At 72.4% G+C, this 15758-nt stretch carries 17 protein-coding genes; 12 read left to right on the forward strand and 5 right to left on the reverse strand.

Going from position 1 to position 15758, the window contains the following annotated elements:
* Positions 1-204: 204 nt before the first annotated feature.
* Positions 205-726: a PadR family transcriptional regulator gene (locus tag ABTY15_RS34910; RefSeq protein ID WP_350604804.1), complete on the reverse strand. Its 522-nt coding sequence runs from the start codon at positions 724-726 to the stop codon at positions 205-207.
* Positions 727-833: 107 nt separating this feature from the next.
* Here ABTY15_RS34910 and ABTY15_RS34915 point away from each other — a divergent pair, with 107 nt between their 5' ends.
* The 5 genes from ABTY15_RS34915 (at position 834) to ABTY15_RS34935 (ending at position 3068) form a co-directional block, all read left to right on the forward strand.
* The gene (locus tag ABTY15_RS34915; RefSeq protein WP_350604805.1) at positions 834-1382 is read left to right on the forward strand and encodes a hypothetical protein; all 549 of its coding nucleotides are present in this window, start codon (positions 834-836) and stop codon (positions 1380-1382) included.
* A 51-nt stretch (positions 1383-1433) separates the two neighbouring features.
* Complete coding sequence (locus ABTY15_RS34920) at positions 1434-2117, forward strand: TMEM175 family protein (protein WP_350604807.1); 684 nt, start codon at positions 1434-1436, stop codon at positions 2115-2117.
* Between the two features lie 88 nt (positions 2118-2205).
* Positions 2206-2433: an AbrB/MazE/SpoVT family DNA-binding domain-containing protein gene (locus tag ABTY15_RS34925; protein ID WP_196950805.1), complete on the forward strand. Its 228-nt coding sequence runs from the start codon at positions 2206-2208 to the stop codon at positions 2431-2433.
* Between the two features lie 37 nt (positions 2434-2470).
* A complete protein-coding gene (locus ABTY15_RS34930; RefSeq protein WP_350604809.1) occupies positions 2471-2869 on the forward strand; it encodes a type II toxin-antitoxin system VapC family toxin in 399 nt (132 codons plus the stop codon).
* A 46-nt stretch (positions 2870-2915) separates the two neighbouring features.
* Entirely contained in the window at positions 2916-3068 is a 153-nt protein-coding gene (locus ABTY15_RS34935; protein ID WP_350604811.1) for a thiamine biosynthesis protein ThiC, read from the forward strand.
* A 189-nt stretch (positions 3069-3257) separates the two neighbouring features.
* On the opposite strand, the gene ABTY15_RS34940 is transcribed toward ABTY15_RS34935, so the two are convergent.
* Positions 3258-4721, reverse strand: coding sequence for an alpha/beta hydrolase family protein (locus tag ABTY15_RS34940; protein WP_350604812.1), 1464 nt, complete (start codon positions 4719-4721; stop codon positions 3258-3260).
* A gap of 216 nt (positions 4722-4937) precedes the next feature.
* On the opposite strand from ABTY15_RS34940, the gene ABTY15_RS34945 reads away from it, so the two are divergent.
* Complete coding sequence (locus ABTY15_RS34945; RefSeq protein ID WP_350604813.1) at positions 4938-5246, forward strand: putative quinol monooxygenase; 309 nt, start codon at positions 4938-4940, stop codon at positions 5244-5246.
* An 8-nt stretch (positions 5247-5254) separates the two neighbouring features.
* Here ABTY15_RS34945 and ABTY15_RS34950 read toward each other — a convergent pair whose 3' ends face one another.
* The 3 genes from ABTY15_RS34950 to ABTY15_RS34960 all read right to left on the reverse strand — a co-directional run bounded on the left by ABTY15_RS34950 (position 5255) and on the right by ABTY15_RS34960 (position 8956).
* Positions 5255-6073, reverse strand: a complete 819-nt coding sequence (locus tag ABTY15_RS34950) for a hypothetical protein (RefSeq protein WP_350604816.1) — start codon at positions 6071-6073, stop codon at positions 5255-5257.
* 229 nt (positions 6074-6302) lie between these two features.
* Entirely contained in the window at positions 6303-7685 is a 1383-nt protein-coding gene (locus tag ABTY15_RS34955; protein ID WP_350604818.1) for a metallophosphoesterase family protein, read from the reverse strand.
* A 113-nt stretch (positions 7686-7798) separates the two neighbouring features.
* Positions 7799-8956 (reverse strand): LacI family DNA-binding transcriptional regulator, encoded by a 1158-nt coding sequence (locus tag ABTY15_RS34960; protein ID WP_051838156.1) that lies wholly within the window; start codon positions 8954-8956, stop codon positions 7799-7801.
* A gap of 360 nt (positions 8957-9316) precedes the next feature.
* On the opposite strand from ABTY15_RS34960, the gene hisC reads away from it, so the two are divergent.
* The 6 genes from hisC to ABTY15_RS34990 all read left to right on the forward strand — a co-directional run bounded on the left by hisC (position 9317) and on the right by ABTY15_RS34990 (position 15638).
* Entirely contained in the window at positions 9317-10393 is a 1077-nt protein-coding gene (hisC, locus tag ABTY15_RS34965; RefSeq protein ID WP_350604822.1) for a histidinol-phosphate transaminase, read from the forward strand.
* Between the two features lie 249 nt (positions 10394-10642).
* On the forward strand, positions 10643-11173 hold the full coding sequence (locus ABTY15_RS34970) for a hypothetical protein (RefSeq protein ID WP_350604824.1): 531 nt from the start codon (positions 10643-10645) through the stop codon (positions 11171-11173).
* A 295-nt stretch (positions 11174-11468) separates the two neighbouring features.
* Entirely contained in the window at positions 11469-12935 is a 1467-nt protein-coding gene (locus ABTY15_RS34975) for an efflux RND transporter periplasmic adaptor subunit (protein ID WP_350604826.1), read from the forward strand.
* A 2-nt stretch (positions 12936-12937) separates the two neighbouring features.
* Complete coding sequence (locus tag ABTY15_RS34980; RefSeq protein ID WP_350604828.1) at positions 12938-13744, forward strand: ABC transporter ATP-binding protein; 807 nt, start codon at positions 12938-12940, stop codon at positions 13742-13744.
* On the forward strand, positions 13741-14952 hold the full coding sequence (locus ABTY15_RS34985; protein ID WP_350604830.1) for an ABC transporter permease: 1212 nt from the start codon (positions 13741-13743) through the stop codon (positions 14950-14952). Before ABTY15_RS34980 ends, ABTY15_RS34985 begins: the two co-directional genes overlap by 4 nt.
* 14 nt (positions 14953-14966) lie before the next feature.
* Entirely contained in the window at positions 14967-15638 is a 672-nt protein-coding gene (locus ABTY15_RS34990; RefSeq protein ID WP_350604832.1) for a DUF5666 domain-containing protein, read from the forward strand.
* Positions 15639-15758 lie beyond the last annotated feature (120 nt).

Genomic DNA, 15758 nt, shown 5'->3' on the forward strand with positions numbered 1-15758 from the left:
CTTCGACGCGGACGCGCTGGCCGGCATGCAGGCCAAGTCCGAGGAGTTCAAGGCCCAGGGCAACAAGGTCTACCTCCCGCTGGCCGACTGACGCACCTCGACCGAGCGCCGTCCCGAGAGCTTCTCGGGGCGGCGCTTCGTCGTTGGACCGGCACGAGCACCACGGGGATCCACGGTGACGGGCTGGGGCGGGCCCGGCCCGGCCTACAGGTGCTCGGTCAGCCGCTCGGCCGCCCACTCCGCCCAGTCCCCGGAGGACTGGGAGGCGCGGATCCCGAACTCCAGGGCCAGCCACTCGCAGACCTGGACGGGATCACCGCGCCACTCCGCGCCGTCCCGGAGGCTTTCGAGGAAGGCGTGGCGCTCCTTGTTGCGGCGGGAGAATTCCTGGAGGTAGGCGGCGCCCTCCTCGCGCTCCAGCGTCCACAGGAAGAAGACGCGCAGCAGTGCGGGACTGCGGTAGGCGGCCTCGGAACCGGGCCCGATCAGCCAGTCCCTCAGTTCGGCGCGACCCGTGTCGGTGATGCCGTACTCGCGGCGGTTGCGGGCGCCGGTGCCGGTGACCTCGATCAACCCGGCCTCGCTGAGCCTGGCGAGCTCGCCGTAGACCTGGCTCTGCTTCGCCGGCCAGACGAAGGCGAGCGAGGTCTCGAAGCGCTTCATGAGGTCGTATCCGCTACTGGGGCTCTCGGCCAGCAGGCCCAGGATCGCGTGGCGCAGGCTCATGCCTGAACCCTACTACCGGGCTGACATGTCAGGACTGGACAGAACACCCTTGACCCGTCATTCTTTGACCGTCCAACATTGGAATGTGACTCCGGGGGGATCGCGCGGTGAACTACGTCCGAGGTTTCGCACCATGGCTCTGCTACGCGGCACTGAGCCCGCTCGACTGGAGGCTGGGCATGTGCGCCGCCGCCCTGGTCGCCGTACTGTCGCTGGCCGGCCGGCTTCGCGCCGGCGGCGTGGACCTGCTGGGCACCGCCACGTGCACGTTCTTCGTGGCCATGGCCGCGATCTCGCTCGCCGCCCCGGAATCGGGGCTGAACACCTGGACGTGCGCGCTGGCCAACGCCGTCCTCGCGGTCACGGCACTGGCCTCCCTGGTGGTGCGCCGGCCGTTCACCCTCGCCATCGCCCGGTCCCAGGTGCCCGAGAAGTTCTGGAACGCACCGGGCTTCATCCGCGTCAACATGGTGCTGACCGGCATGTGGACCACGGCGTTCGCCGCCGCTGCCGTCGCGTGCGCCCTCATCGTCGCCTACGACCACGCCGCGACGCTTTCCCTGGTCACCGTGCAGGTCCTCGGGTTCGTGATCCCCTTCGTGCTCTCCGGCCGGTACGCCGCCCGGGCCCAGGCCAGGGCGGCCGCACACGAATGATGTCCGTCCGCCGCGCAGATGGCGGCGCAGACCACGACAGGTACAGGTTCAATGCTGAATTCGGAGGGATACGGCGAGATGGCCGAGACGGCTGCGCGACCCACAGGCAGGATGCACGGAGAGTCCGACCAGGCCGAGCTGGTCAGCCCGGAACGGTTGATCTACTTCTCGGACGCCGTGATCGCCATCGCCATCACGCTGCTCGCGTTGGAGCTACCGGTCCCGCACGGCGAGGTCCACGGCAACGACGGTGTTCTGCACTTCCTGCGTGAGCACCTGACGGAGTACGTGGCGTTCTTGATCAGCTTCTCGGCCGTCGCCATGCACTGGCTGTTCCACCAGCGCCTGTTCCGTTACGCGAAGGGGCTGACGGGCAGTGCGATCCACTGGAACCTGCTGTGGCTGCTCATGATCGTCATCATGCCGTTCGCCACCAAGCTGCTGACCAGTGAGGCCGACGCGTTCCAGATCCAGTTCACCGCCTATGCGGCCGCCCAGGCTCTCGCGGGTCTCTTCCTCTGGCGGGCTTTCTCCGCACTGCGACGCGGCGGGCTGCTGAAGGATCACACCCCGCCCGCGGTGATCACCAACACCCTGTCCTGGAACGCCGCAGTGGTCGTGACGTTCGCGGCGTCGATACCCGTCGCGCTGGTCACCCACTCGGCCTCACTGTGCTGGACCCTGCTCCCGGCGGTCCGCTTCGCCCTGCGCTTCGCCCGTCCCGGGCGCCGCTGACGGATCGCGGTCCCGGTGAGCAACGTCAGGTCGACGGGCGGGTCTAGTATTACGTGGTAGCAGTATTACGTGGTACAGGAGGTGGGAGATGCGGCTCAACAGCAAGGGACAAGTCACCATCCCCGCGGATCTCCGCGAGAAGTGCGGTCTGCGGCCCGGGGACGAGGTGGACGTCATTGAGGAGGGTGGTGTCCTGCGGATAGTGCGCCGGGAGGGGCACGGCACCCGAGGGCAGCGGGTGGCCCGCCGCATGAGGGGGAGTGCCGCGGGCGGCATGTCCACGGACGAGATCATGGAGCTACTGCGTGGCGAGTAGCAGGTTGAGGCTGGTCGGCCCGGACCAGGGCCGACCAGTGACACTGGTCGACTCCTGTGTGCTTCTGGATCTGATGACGGAGGACGAGAACTGGGCCGACTGGTCGGAGGCCGCGCTGTCCAAGGCCCAGGACGAGGGGGCGGTGGTGATCAATCCGATCGTCTACGCCGAAGTCTCAGTGGCGTATGCCGCGATCGAGGACTTGGACGCGGTTCTGCCCGCCGAGGACTTCGCACGAGAGCCACTCCCCTACGAGGCGGGTTTCCTGGCAGGCAAGGCCTTCCTGCTGTACCGCAAGCGCGGTGGGCAGAAGACCGCGCCGCTGCCCGACTTCTACATCGGAGCGCATGCCGCTGTTCGTGGATACCGGCTGCTCACGCGCGACACCTCGCGCTATCGGACATACTTTCCGACCATTGAACTGATCTGTCCCTAGCAGGATCCATCACGCCCTGGTGGTGCCTTCGTTGAAGTTCTGCTCGATGAAGATCTCCCAGAAGATCCGCGACGAGCACGGCAACGGCTCCAGCGCCGTGGCCACCGACTTCGACGCGGACGCGCTGGCCGGCATGCAGGCCAAGTCCGAGGAGTTCAAGGCCCAGGGCAACAAGGTCTACCTCCCGCTGGCCGACTGACGCAGGACTCCTGAGCGCCGCCCCGGGAGGTCCGTACCTCCCGGGGCGGCGTCGCGTTCACCGGCGTTCAGGGCTGCGGGACGCCCGTGTAGGCGGGGGCGAAGCGTCCGCTGTCGATGATCTCCATGGCCCCCGATCCTGGCACGGCGGGCCCAACGTGCGGGCGGGTTGGGGGAGTTCCGATGTCCGTCACGGGAGGAGCAGGCCCCAGCCGAGGGCCCAGGGGAGGAAGGCGACGGCGGCCAGCAGGAGGGCGGCGAGCCGGGTGCGGTCCAGGGCGGAGAGGGCGGACAGGGTGCGTCGCCGGTGGGCCAGGGCTGCGGTGGCGGTGCCGGCGGCCGTGAGGGTGAGCACGGCGAGCAACTGGGCGAGCAGCCAGACCAGCGGGCGGCCGAACAGGACCGGGCCGGTGAACATGGCGGCGGTCATGGTCAGGAAGAGCAGGTAGCCGAGGCAGCCCAGGACGGCGGCCGTGCCGGCGGCGGACGTCCAGCGGGCGGCGCGCGGCAGGGCGGTGGGGCGGGGGTGGCGACGGACCCGGCGGACGGCGCCGGTCAGCGCGTAGCCCGCGAAGCCGAGCAGGCAGACGGCCGTGGCGAGGGCCTGGAGCCAGGTCGCCTCGTACCAGGCGAGCGGGGCGAGCGGGCGGCTCGCGACGTCCTGGTGCGGGGCCGGGTCGACGGTCACCGGCGGTGGGGCGGTGGCCAGCCGGTGGATCCAGCCGGCCTCGTAGTCGGCGTAGTCGGCGGGCAGGGTGGTCGGCCGGTCGTAGCCGTCGTCGTCGGTCAGGTGCAGGTTGTGCCGGACGCCGGGGACGGTCCGCAGCGTGTAGTGGGTGTTGCCGGCCCGGTCGAGGGCCCGGCGGATGATCGCCGCGCTCTCCTCGGGAGCCGCCTCGCGGTCGAGCGCGCCCCATTCGGCGAGGACCGGGACGCGCACCCGCTCCCACGCCGGGACGGGGTCGTAGTCCGCTTCGGGGAAGAGCCCGGCGGCGGCCAGCCGGCGGATGCTGGTCTCCCGCAGGGCGGTCACCAGTGAGCCGGAGATCCCGGCGTGGCGGAGGTAGCCGTCGTAGGCCCAGGACTGCTGGCGGGCCGGGGTGAGCCCGACCGCGCCGGCGGTGACGACGTACGCGACGTCGGTGGAGCGGGCGGCGGCGAGCGAGACCGCCCAGGCGCCCTCGGAGAGTCCCCAGAGGCCGACCCGGGTCGGTTCGACCTCCGGTCGGGTGCGCAGCAGGCGGACGGCGGCGAGGGCGTCGTCGGCGAGTTGGCCGTAGTCGCGGTGGGTCGTCGAGTAGCCGTCGGTGCGCTTGTCGTAGATCAGGGTGGTGACGCCGCGCCGGGCGTACGCCTCGGCGGCGGCCCGCAGCTCGGAGCGCGGGCCGGGGCCGGCTCCGGGGACCATGACCAGGCCGGGGGTCCGGGCGCCGGGCGCAGCACCGGGGGCCAGGACGGTGCCGTGCAGGACGGTGCCGCCGGCGCCGGTGAAGGTGACCTCGGTGGCGACCGGACCGGCGGCGGCTTCGGCGGTGGCCCCGCTCGCGGACGCCGGTCCTGCGGCGGGGAGCAGGGCGGCGAGCGCCGCCAGGAGTGCGGCGATCAGCAGGACGCCCGCTCGTGCGGCACGGGCGCGGTTCGATGCGGTTCTCATGGGCGTCTCCCCACCGTGGTCTCCGGAGTTCGGTCTCAGCCTGTCCGGCGCGCGGGGTGTCGGGGGATGGTGGTCGCCCCCGGATCTCTGGTGGGGAAATCCCCCTGCCGGCCTGGGAGTTGGCCGTAGCACAGCGACCGGTGCGGCTGGTGGGAAGATCGGGGCGCCCGGGGCGGTTGGGCCACGGGACGGACACATGACGGACGGGGAGCGGGAATGGCACAGCGGATCACCGCGATCGCGCGGTTGCGGGCGAAGGCCGGGCGCGAGACGCAGATGCGGGAGCAGGCGCGGACGATGGTGGCGCCGAGCCTGGCGGAGCCGGGCTGCCTGTCGTACCGGAACTACCTGGACCCGGAGGATCCGAGGGTGCTGGTGGTCGTGGAGGAGTGGGAGTCCCGGGAGGCCTTCGAGGCGCACCTGGCCAGCCCGCACCTGGCGGCCTCGCTGGGGCGCACCGCCGAGCTGCTGGACGGACCGCCGGAGTTGCGGGTGCTGACCGACGCGCCGGAGCCGCAGCCGTAGGCGGGTGCTCAGGTGACCTCGTCGGGGCCGGTGAAGGCCGGCGGGGTGTAGCCGGGGCCGGTGAAGTCGGGGCTGGTGAACTCGGGTGCCGCCGGGCCGGGGCCGGGGCTGGTGAAGGCCGGGGAGCTGTAGCCGGGGGCGGTGAAGTCGGGGCTGCTGAAATCAGGCGAGGCCGGGCCGGTGGCGGGGACAGCGGGCAGGTTGGCGTGCAGGTAGGGCAGCAGGCCGCGTTCGCGCAGCGCGGTGCGCCACGCCCGGCGGGCCTCGGCGAGTTCGGCGGCGAGGGCCGGGTCGGTGCCGGCGGGGGCGGCGGAGCCGTCGCGTAAGGCGGTGAGGACGAGCCCGACGAGGCCGACGACCATCGCGGCGATCCCGGCGCCGAGCGCGACCCAGCCGGCGGTGACCAGGGAGCGGGCCAGCACCAGGTCGGGGGCGGTGGCGCGCAGCAGGTAGCCGAGCAGCAGCAGGACGAGGGCGGCGGCCCAGGCGAGGATCGGAGTGAGCACGGTGAGCACGGGGAAGAGCCCGGCGCCGCCGTTGGCGGAGCGCAGCTGGGTGAGCAGCCCGGGGGCGGTCGGCTCGACGCCCTCCGGGGGCGGGGGCGAGGCGCGCAGGTCCTCGCGCAGCCGGGTGTAGTGCCGGTACTCGTCGGCGGCCGCGGCGGCTATGCCGTCGGCGTCGCGCAGGGCCCGGACCCGCAGCTGGTCGACGGTGAGCGCGCCGGGCGCGCGCAGGGCGGTGAGCAGGGTGCCGTCGCGGAGGGCTTCGGCGAGGAGGCGCTCGTACTCCGGGCGGTCCTCGGCGTGCAGCGGCGGGGGGTTGTTCATGGGGACCCCGTTCATGCGGACCCCGGTTCGCTCCGCCCCTGGGGCGCGGGGCCCTCAGGGGCGCCGAAACGGGCGCGGAGGCGGGCCGCCGCGTGGGCGGCCGGGTGTGGTGTGCCTCATGGTAGGGGCGGGTACGGCCGTGCTGACAGTCGGTTTCCGGAATTTCGCGCCCCGGGCCGCGCGCGTGCGGCGGCCCGGGCGCCGGGAACAACTGTTCCGGCGGGTGACGTCAGTTGACGGGCAGTCGGGCGACGAGCAGGCGCCCTTCCATGGTGACCCCGCCGTCCATGGCCACCGCGAGGTCGTCCGCGTACACGTACGGGCCGGGGATGTGCGGCGGCTGGCCGTCGTCGGCGTGCACCGCGCCGGTGAGGTACGGGATGGGGCTGTGCCCGTGCACGATCCGCGAGCCGCCGTAGGTGTCGAGCAGCTCGTGGACGGCCATCGGGCCGGCGTCGCCGCGGAAGGCGAAGCGCTTGGTGAAGCGGCGGAAGCAGTCCCACCACTCGTCGACGCCCTCGTCCGCGAGCAGGCTGTGCACGGCGTCGTTGACGTCCGGGATGGACTCGCCGTACTCCAGGTACGCGGTGGTGTCGGAGTGCAGCAGCAGGTGGCCGTCCTCCAGCGCGATGGCGGGCAGCCGGGAGAGCCAGCTGATGTGGTGCGCCTCCAGGCGCTCCAGGTCGTGCTGCTGGCCGCCGTTGAGCCGCCAGGCGGCGAGGAAGGAGGCGGTGCCGGCGGTGGACTGGACCGGCTCGTCGCCGTACCGGTGGGCGCCGAGGAAGAGCAGTTCGTGATTGCCCATCAGGGCCCGGCAGTAGCCGCCGGCGGCGGCGGACTCGGCGGCGAGCTGCATGACGAGGTCGATGACGCCGATGCCGTCGGGGCCGCGGTCGGTGAAGTCGCCGAGGAACCAGATCCGGGAGCGGCCGGCCGACCAGTGGCCGTCGGCGTCGATCAGGCCCTGGCGGTGGAGTTCGGTGCGCAGTTCGTCGAGGTAGCCGTGCACGTCGCCGACCACGTAGAGCGGGCCGGGGGGCTCGCCGGGGCCGGGGGCCGGGTACGGGTAGGTGGGCGCGGAGGGGTCGGGCAGCGGCGGGCCGAGCTCGATGGTCGGCGGGTCGTCGCGGCCGTCGCGGGCGTCGAGCTGGAGGGCCGGGGAGGGCTGGTCGGGCAGGGTCGGCTCGTAGCCGGGGTCGGCGGCGTGGGCCTGCGGGTAGCCGGGGTGCACCGGGTGGGCCTGGTCGTGGCCCTGGTCGTGCCCCTGCTGGTCCTGGTGCTCCAGGTGCTCGAGGTGCTCCTGGTCGTGACCACCCGGGTGACCCTGCTGGTCCAGGTGCTGCTGGTGCTCCTGGTGGTCCTGGTGCGAGAAGACCGGGGCGTGGGCGTGCACCGTGTGGCCGTGGTCGTGGCCGTCGGCGGGCCAGTGCTGCTCCAGGTAACGGGCGCCGCCGTAGCCGCTGTAGGTCTCCGCTTCGTACGGCGCACCGGCGTAACCCGGCCCCGGCTCCGGTTCGTAGTAGGTGCCGTACGGCAGCACATCGAGGTCCGGCTGGTGGCGGGGGCCTGAGTCGGGGTGTTCAGGCCCGGGGAAGCGGTCCTCGGGTGTCATTCGCCCATCATAGGAAGACCACTCTCCCGGCGTCGTCACCTGGTGGGTATCCAATCCTCCGGAGCGTCAGCCGGGCGTCCCGCATGGTCCGTTTTGTCCCGGCTCGGTATGGTCTAGACCTCGCCCGGGGGCCGGGGAGGGCTGACGGTGGTGCGCGGGCTCCGGCGCTGGGAGGACGCGCGGACGATCAGTTCGGTCGGCATCAGGGTGCCCGGTGGCGGTCCGGTGCCGGCGGTGCGGAACCGCGGCGGGAAGAGCCGGGCGATGTCGACGCCCGTCCCGGAGTCGACGCCCTCGATGGCGTCGATCAGCAGGTTGACCACCGTGGTGCCGATCCGGCGGGGCTTGAGCGAGAGCGTGGTGATCGGCGGCTCGGTGGTCGCGTAGACGTCGCTCTCGCTGCAACAGACCAGCAGCAGGTCGTCGGGGACCCGCAGGCCGTAGCGGCGGGCGGCGGCGAGCAGGTCGGTGCCGTTGGGGTCGAACAGGCCGTAGACCGCGTCCGGCCGGTCGGGCCGGGCGAGCAGCCGGTCGGCGGCGACGGCGCCGGCCGCCGGGTCGTGCGCGGGGTAGGCCTCGTACACCGGCTCCTGGCCGACCTTGGCGCACCAGCCGAGGTAGGCCTCGGTGGAGAGCCGGGTGTAGGTGTCGGTGCTGGTGCCGGTGAGCAGGCCGATCCGGCGGGCGCCGGCCTCGGAGAGGTGGTCGAGGATGCCGAGCACGGCCGCCTCGTGGTCGTTGTCGACCCAGGCGGTGACCGGGCAGTTGCCGGGCTTGCCGTCGCTGACCACCGGGACGCCGGACCGGTACAGCTCGCTGACCAGCGGGTCCTGGTCGGGCGGGTCGATCACCACGGTGCCGTCCAGGGCGATGTTGCCCCAGACGTCGTGCCGGGAGGAGGCGGGCAGCACCACCAGCGCGTAGCCGCGGCCGAGGGCGGCGCTGGTGGCGGCCCGGGCCATCTCGGCGAAGTACGCGAACTCGGTGAAGGTGAAGGGTTCTTCGCCGTACGTCGTCACGGTCAGCCCGATCAGGCCGGACCGTCCGGTGCGCAGGGTGCGGGCGGCCGCCGAGGGGCGGTAGCCGAGGCGCTCGGCGACCTCGCGCACCCGGCTGCGGGTCTCGTCGGGCAGGCGGCCCTTCCCGTTCAGCGCATCGGAGACGGTGGTGATCGACACTCCGGCGGCTGCTGCCACATCCCGGATGCCGGCCCGCTCCAGACGCCGTGAGGTGGTGGGTCGCCGACCGCTCTGGTTGGCTGCTGCTGTCATGGCGGACCGATCGTATGGCTCCTGACAAGGGTCTGTGACCGGCGCATCGGGAGCCCTTGGAGATACGTTTCTCCGCGAGTGAGCCGTGGCGCGCTCCTTCGATACCCGTACGAAACCAGCCGTCTTACCTCTGACATGTGCCAAAGGAACCCGGCAGAATGGCTGATCTGCACCTGTAACCCGACCGGGCATCTCACCCCTACGGGTGAGGGCGGTCGGTATCGTTCAGGGCACCCGACCGGGGTGGTCCGGGCGCGCTCCGAGATCCCGGGCACGGCGGCGATCCCGCCGGCGCAGGGCGAGCGCACACCGGAGAGCACGCGCCGAGAACGCGCGGCAAGATCGAGAAGGAGTACGACCGTGAGCGGTAGCGCAGCGCAGGGTCCGCGGCTGAGGCCGACCCTGGACGGCATCCCCACCTACAAGCCCGGCAAGCCGGCCGGCGCCGACGCCTACAAGCTGTCCTCCAACGAGAACCCGTACCCGCCGCTGCCCGGCGTGCTGGAGGCGGTCGTCACGACGGCCGGTTCGTTCAACCGCTACCCCGACATGGCGGTCACCGAGCTGACCGAGGTGCTGGCCGAGCGCTTCGGCGTGCCCGCCGAGCACATCGCCACCGGCACCGGCTCGGTCGGCGTCGCCCAGTCGCTGATCCTCGCCACGGCCGGGCCCGGCGACGAGGTGATCTTCGCCTGGCGCTCCTTCGAGGCGTACCCGATCATCACCCAGGTCGCCGGCGCCACCCCCGTCCCGGTGCCGCTCACCGCAGGCGGTGACCACGACCTGGACGCGATGCTCGCGGCGATCACCCCGAACACCCGGCTGATCTTCGTCTGCAACCCCAACAACCCCACCGGCAACGTGATCCACCGCGCCGAGCTGGAGCGCTTCCTGGACGCCGTCCCCGGTGACGTCCTGGTCGTCGTCGACGAGGCGTACATCGAGTTCATCCGCGACCCCGACGTGCCGAACGGCATCGACCTCTACCGGAACCGCCCGAACGTCTGCGTGCTGCGCACCTTCTCCAAGGCGTACGGCCTGGCCGGCCTCCGGGTCGGCTTCGCCATCGCGCACGCGCCGGTCGCCAACGCGCTGCGCAAGACCGCCGTCCCGTTCGGTGTCACCCAGCTCGCCCAGAACGCCGCGGTCGCCTCGCTGCGCTCCGAGGAGGCGCTGCTGGAGCGGGTGGCCGCGCTGGTCGAGGAGCGCGCGCGGGTGGTCGCCGGGCTGCGCGAGCAGGGCTGGGAGATCCCGGACTCGCAGGCCAACTTCGTCTGGCTGGGCCTGGGCGAGCGCTCGGCGGAGTTCGCCGCGCTGTGCGCCGAGGCCGGGGTGATCGTCCGGCCGTTCCCGGAGGGCGTCCGGGTCTCGATCGGCGAGGTCGAGGGCAACTCGATCTTCCTCTCGGTGGCCGAGGCGTTCCGCAAGACGATCTGAAGCCGTCCCGTAGTCCCGCAGGCCGCGTAGGCCGCGTAGGCCGCGTAGGTCCAGCAGTCCCGGAGGGGCGCACCCGCAGAGGGTGCGCCCCTCCGGCGTTCCCGCGCGTGATAGGTCCGTGTTAGGCGGCTCCGTCACACTGCCTGCGGCTGGTGGACGGGGGATTTCCGGGCGCCGGTCTTCAGCACGTCACCGTTCGACCGCCACACAGGCAGTCGCCTCCGACTGCCGTCACTCGGGGGAACCACCTTGAACTCTCGCACCGCCCTCCTGGCGCTCGCGGCCACCACCGCCGCGCTCGCGCTGTCCGCCTGCGGGCCGGACAACGACCCGTCCCCGGCGCCGAACACGGCCAGCGCCTGGCCGACCGTTCCCACCGGGGTGACCACCGCGCCGGCGAACGACCCGAACTGCACGACCCCGGCGGTCCCGGCCGGGCACCGGATGCTGAACCTGTCCGAGGCGGCCACCGCGACCACCGTCCACGCCAAGGAGACCAAGTACCTCTGCGGCAAGCCCGAGGGCGGCTGGGTCGACGCGGGCGAGGAGAAGGCCTACACCTTCGCCGCCGGCGCCACCGCCAAGCTGGCGGACCTCAACTACGGAACCCATCAGGTGACGCTGGCCCAGTTCGCGGCGCACACCGACTTCTGCTTCAACCACACGTCGGCCAAGGACGTGGACCCCTGTTTCGCCCGTGACACCTACGACGTGGTGCTGGACGGCTCGGGGAAGATCACGAGCATCACCCAGGTGGGCCTCACCAAGCCGGCCGGGTAGCCGTCGGCCCGGTAGCAGCCGGACGAACAGCGTGCGGAGTGGGAAGTCGGCCCGGCCGACTTCCCACTCCGTCGGCGTTTGCGGTTCTGTTGTCGCGGGCGTTCTCGCGACGTTCTCCCGGATGGCTGGGGATCGCTGGGAGCCCGCTGGGAGTTCGGCCAACGGGGGACCACGGCGGGCCCAAGGTGCCCGCGTGAAGCGGGCACTGTGCCCGGAATGCCCGGATCCGGCCGGTCAGTCTTCTCCCAGCCGGCGCCCAGGACTCCGCAAGAGCGCCCCGGGAAGCTTGTCCGCCATGAAGGTCCTCCCGCGACGGCGCGGCGCCGTCCTCGTCAACTCCGCGCTCGGCGTGGCCCTGCTGGGCGGTGCCGCCCTGGTGTACTCCACCGTGAACAGCGGTACCAGCGCGGCCGCCGCCAAGACCCAGGTCCGGACCGCGACCGTGGCCAAGGGAACGGTCCTGGCCACCGTGTCCGGAACCGGCACCCTGGTCTCCCCGACCGACGCCGCCCAGGACTTCGCCACCGGTGGCAGGATCACCTCGATCAAGGTCGCGGTCGGGGACGCCGTCAAGAAGGGGCAGCTGCTCGCCACCGTGGACACCACGGCCGCCCAGCAGCAGATCGACGCCGCCCAGGCGGCCCTCACCACGGCCAACGCCAACCTCGCCAAGGCGGAGGCGGGCATCACCACCACGACCACGGTGCCGCTGCCGCCGAGCAGCAGTGCGCCGAGCCCGAGCAGTGCCCCGACCGCGACGGCCGCCCAGGCATCGGGCGGCGGCCAGGCCGCGGGAGGCGGCAACCAGAGCCCCGCTGCGGGGAGCAGCGGCGGTGGGGAGCGCGGAGCGGGCGGCGCGAGCAGTGCGCCCGCTCCGCAGACCACCACCATCACCACCACCAAGGTCGACGACGCGGCGGTCGCCCAGGCCCAGCAGCAGGTCGCCACCGCGCAGACCAACCTCGCCAACGCCCAGACGGCGCTGGCCGGCACCACCCTCAACGCCTCGGTGGACGGCACCGTCGCCGCCGTCACGGCGAAGGTCGGGGACAACGTCGGCACCGGGTCCTCCACCAGTGGCACCGGCACCAAGTCGGCCACCGGCAACGCCAGTTCGAGCAGTGCGCCGACCGGCTTCATCGTGCTGACCAACCCGACCGGGATGCAGGTCACCGCCAACTTCTCCGAGCTGGACTCGCTCAAGCTCAAGAAGGGCGAGGCCGCCACCGTCACCCTCAACGCGCAGTCCGACACCAAGCTCAACGCGACCGTCCTGTCGGTCAGCCCGCTGCCCAGCAGCAGCGGTGGCAGCGCGGGCGCCTCCGCCGTCCAGTACGCGGCCACGCTCCAGCTCAGCGGCGACACCAGCGCGCTGCGCACCGGCCTGAGCGCCACCGTCCAGGTGATCACCGGCGAGGCGGACAGCGCGCTCTCGCTGCCCACCTCGGCCCTGTCCGGCACCGGCGCCAGCCGGACCGCCACCGTGGTGCACCCGGACGGTGCCACCGAGCGGGTGACCGTCGGGGTCGGCGTCGAGGGCGACAGCACGGTGCAGGTCGTCTCCGGGCTGAAGGAGGGCGACAAGGTCGAACTCCCCACCACCAGCGGCGGCAACGGCTTCCCGAACGCCTCCTTCCCGGGCCTCGGCGGCCAGGGCGGCCGGGGCGGGGCCGGGGGCGCGGCCGGAGTGGCCGGCGTCGGCGGCGGTGGTGGTGCCGGTGGTGGCGGCAACGGCGGTTCCGGCCGGGGCGGCAGGGGCTGAGCATGCGTCACGTCATCGACAAGCGGGTGCCGGCCGGGCCACCGCCGCCCGTCATCCAGCTGCGCCGGATCCTCAAGGCGTACGGGCACGGCGACGCCGTCGTGCACGCGCTGCGCGGCCCGGCGGACCCGGCGACCGGGGCGCCGCTCGGCGTCGACCTGGACATCCAGCAGGGCGACTTCGTCGCGGTGATGGGCAGCTCCGGCTCCGGCAAGTCCACCATGATGAACATCCTCGGCTGCCTGGACGTCCCGACCGGCGGGCGTTACCTGCTCGACGGCATCGACGTCGGCCACCTCGACGAGGGACAGCTCTCCCTCGTCCGCAACCGCAAGATCGGCTTCATCTTCCAGTCCTTCAACCTCGTCCCGCGCACCACCGCGCTCGCCCAGGTCGAGCTGCCGCTCGCCTACGCGGGCGTCCGGGCCGCCGAGCGGCGGCGCCGGGCGCTGGCCGCGCTGTCGCTGGTCGGCCTGGCCGAGCGGGCCGGGCACAAGCCCAACGAGCTCTCCGGCGGCCAGCAGCAGCGCGTCGCGGTGGCCCGCGCGCTGGTCACCGCGCCCGCGATGCTGCTCGCCGACGAGCCCACCGGCAACCTGGACAGCCGCTCCACCGAGGAGGTGCTGGCCATCATCGACGACCTCAACGCCATGGGCCGGACGGTCGTCCTGATCACCCACGAGGACGAGGTCGCGCTGCACGCCAAGCGGGTCATCCGGCTGGTGGACGGCGCGATCGTCAGCGACGTCCGGCAGGCCCCCGTCGACGGTCCGCCGCCGCTGCTGCGCGGGGTGGGGGTGTCCGCGTGATCCTCTGGCAGATGCTCCGCTTCGCCGTCGGCGGCCTGGCGGCGAACAAGGTGCGCTCGGCGCTCACCATGCTCGGCGTGCTGATCGGCGTCGCGTCGGTGATCCTGCTGCTGGCCGTCGGCAACGGTTCGTCGGTCGCGGTCAAGGAGTCGATCACCTCGCTCGGCACCAACTCGCTGACGATCAGCGCCGGTTCGGCCTCGGGCGGCTCGCGGGCCACCTCCTCGGTGAAGAAGCTCACGGTGGCCGACGCCAAGGCGCTGGCGAGCGACGCCGATGGTGCTGCGATCAAGTCCGTCGCCCCCGTGGTCACCACCAGCGGCACCGCGCTGTACGGGAACGTCTCGTACAGCCCCGGCTCCGTCGTCGGCACCTACCCGGCGTACTTCGAGACCGCCAACCAGAAGGTCGCGCACGGCGAGTACTTCACCGACGACGACGTGCTCGGCTCGCGCAAGGTCGCGGTGCTCGGCGCCACGACGGCGAAGCAGCTGTTCGACACCGAGGACCCGGTCGGCAAGCGGATCGTCCTCGGCGGCACGCCGTTCACCGTGGTCGGCGTGCTCCAGGCCAAGGGCGGCTCCGGCTTCACCGACCCGGACGACGTGGTGATCGCGCCGCTGCCGACCGTGCAGAACGCCTTCACCGGCTTCGGTCCGGTCAACCAGATCCTGGTGCAGGCCTCCTCGGCGGACTCGACGACGGCGGCCCAGAGCGAGATCACCCGGGTGCTGCTCGGCACCCACGCGATCACCGACCCGAGCAAGGCCGACTTCCGGATCACCAACCAGGCCTCGCTGCTCACCGCCCGGGAGAGCACCACCAAGACCTTCACCGTGCTGCTCGGTGCGGTGGCCGCGATCTCGCTGCTGGTCGGCGGGATCGGGATCACCAACATCATGCTGGTGACGGTGACGGAACGGACCCGGGAGATCGGCATCCGGAAGGCGCTCGGCGCCCCGCGCGCGGTGATCCTCGGGCAGTTCCTGACCGAGTCCACGCTGCTGTCGGTGCTCGGCGCGGGGTTGGGAGTGGCCGCCGGGATCGCCGGTTCGCACTTCAGCATCGTCGGCATCAAGCCGGTGGTGATCCCCGAGTCGGTGCTCGGCGCGTTCGGCATCGCCGTCGCCATCGGGCTGTTCTTCGGCAGCTACCCCGCCAACCGGGCCGCCTCGCTGCGGCCGATCGACGCCCTCCGGCACGAGTAGGGACCAGGGACTTCATGAGCAACGAGACCACCACCCCGGCCGAGCAGGTCGCCCTGCTCGCCACCCCGCCGGACGCCCGCGACGTCACCGCCGAACTGGCGGCGCCGCCGAGGCGCAAGCTGCCCTGGCTCTCGCTCGTCCTCGCGGGCGGCGTGATCGCCACGGGGGCGTTCGCGGGCGGGGTCTGGTACCAGCAGAACCACGGTTCGTCCGACAAGTCCCCGCGCGCGGCTGCGGCCGGCGGCGGGCAGCAGCAGCGGGCGTCCGGGCAGGGCGGGCAGGGCGGCGGGTACGGGCAGGGCGGGACCGGCGGGCAGAACGGCTCGCGTCGCAACGGCCAGGGCGGCCAGGGCACCCAGGGCGCCCAGGGCCAGGGTCAAGGCGGTCAGCCCGGCTTCACCCGAGGCACGGTGAAGGCCGTGGACGGCACCACCGTCTACCTCACCGATGCCAACGGCAACACCGTGAAGATCACCACCGGCGACGCGACGAAGGTCCAGCTCAACAAGGAGGGCAAGGTCGCCGACCTCCAGCCCGGCCAGAGCGTGACCGTCGTCGGCACCCCCGACGCCAACGGTGGCTACACGGCCAGCCAGCTCGTCGAAGGCGCGGCCGGGGCCGGAGCCGGTGGCTTCGGCGGCTTCGGTGGCTTCGGTGGCGGCAACCGGGGTTCGTCCAACGGCTGACCCCCGTTCGCGAGGCCCTCGCCCACCCCTTGAGTTCTAGTGGTCGTTGCAACACCCCAGTTCAAGGGGTGCAATGTTCAAGATCCGGGAGAACCGGACGGTGGCTCAAGGCCGGAAGGT

Origin of the sequence: Kitasatospora sp. NPDC097643, from assembly GCF_040302625.1 — a bacterium.
Taxonomy (GTDB): Bacteria; Actinomycetota; Actinomycetes; order Streptomycetales; family Streptomycetaceae; genus Kitasatospora.

Coding starts and splice junctions, on each gene's coding strand:
- ABTY15_RS34940 (WP_350604812.1), bottom strand. CDS start 4,721: ATGAGAACCGCATCGAACCGCGCCCGTGCCGCACGAGCGGGCGTCCTG.
- ABTY15_RS34945 (WP_350604813.1), top strand. CDS start 4,938: ATGGCACAGCGGATCACCGCGATCGCGCGGTTGCGGGCGAAGGCCGGG.
- ABTY15_RS34935 (WP_350604811.1), top strand. CDS start 2,916: ATGAAGATCTCCCAGAAGATCCGCGACGAGCACGGCAACGGCTCCAGC.
- ABTY15_RS34950 (WP_350604816.1), bottom strand. CDS start 6,073: ATGAACAACCCCCCGCCGCTGCACGCCGAGGACCGCCCGGAGTACGAG.
- ABTY15_RS34920 (WP_350604807.1), top strand. CDS start 1,434: ATGCTGAATTCGGAGGGATACGGCGAGATGGCCGAGACGGCTGCGCGA.
- ABTY15_RS34975 (WP_350604826.1), top strand. CDS start 11,469: ATGAAGGTCCTCCCGCGACGGCGCGGCGCCGTCCTCGTCAACTCCGCG.
- ABTY15_RS34990 (WP_350604832.1), top strand. CDS start 14,967: ATGAGCAACGAGACCACCACCCCGGCCGAGCAGGTCGCCCTGCTCGCC.
- ABTY15_RS34925 (WP_196950805.1), top strand. CDS start 2,206: ATGCGGCTCAACAGCAAGGGACAAGTCACCATCCCCGCGGATCTCCGC.
- ABTY15_RS34980 (WP_350604828.1), top strand. CDS start 12,938: ATGCGTCACGTCATCGACAAGCGGGTGCCGGCCGGGCCACCGCCGCCC.
- ABTY15_RS34955 (WP_350604818.1), bottom strand. CDS start 7,685: ATGACACCCGAGGACCGCTTCCCCGGGCCTGAACACCCCGACTCAGGC.
- ABTY15_RS34910 (WP_350604804.1), bottom strand. CDS start 726: ATGAGCCTGCGCCACGCGATCCTGGGCCTGCTGGCCGAGAGCCCCAGT.
- ABTY15_RS34960 (WP_051838156.1), bottom strand. CDS start 8,956: ATGACAGCAGCAGCCAACCAGAGCGGTCGGCGACCCACCACCTCACGG.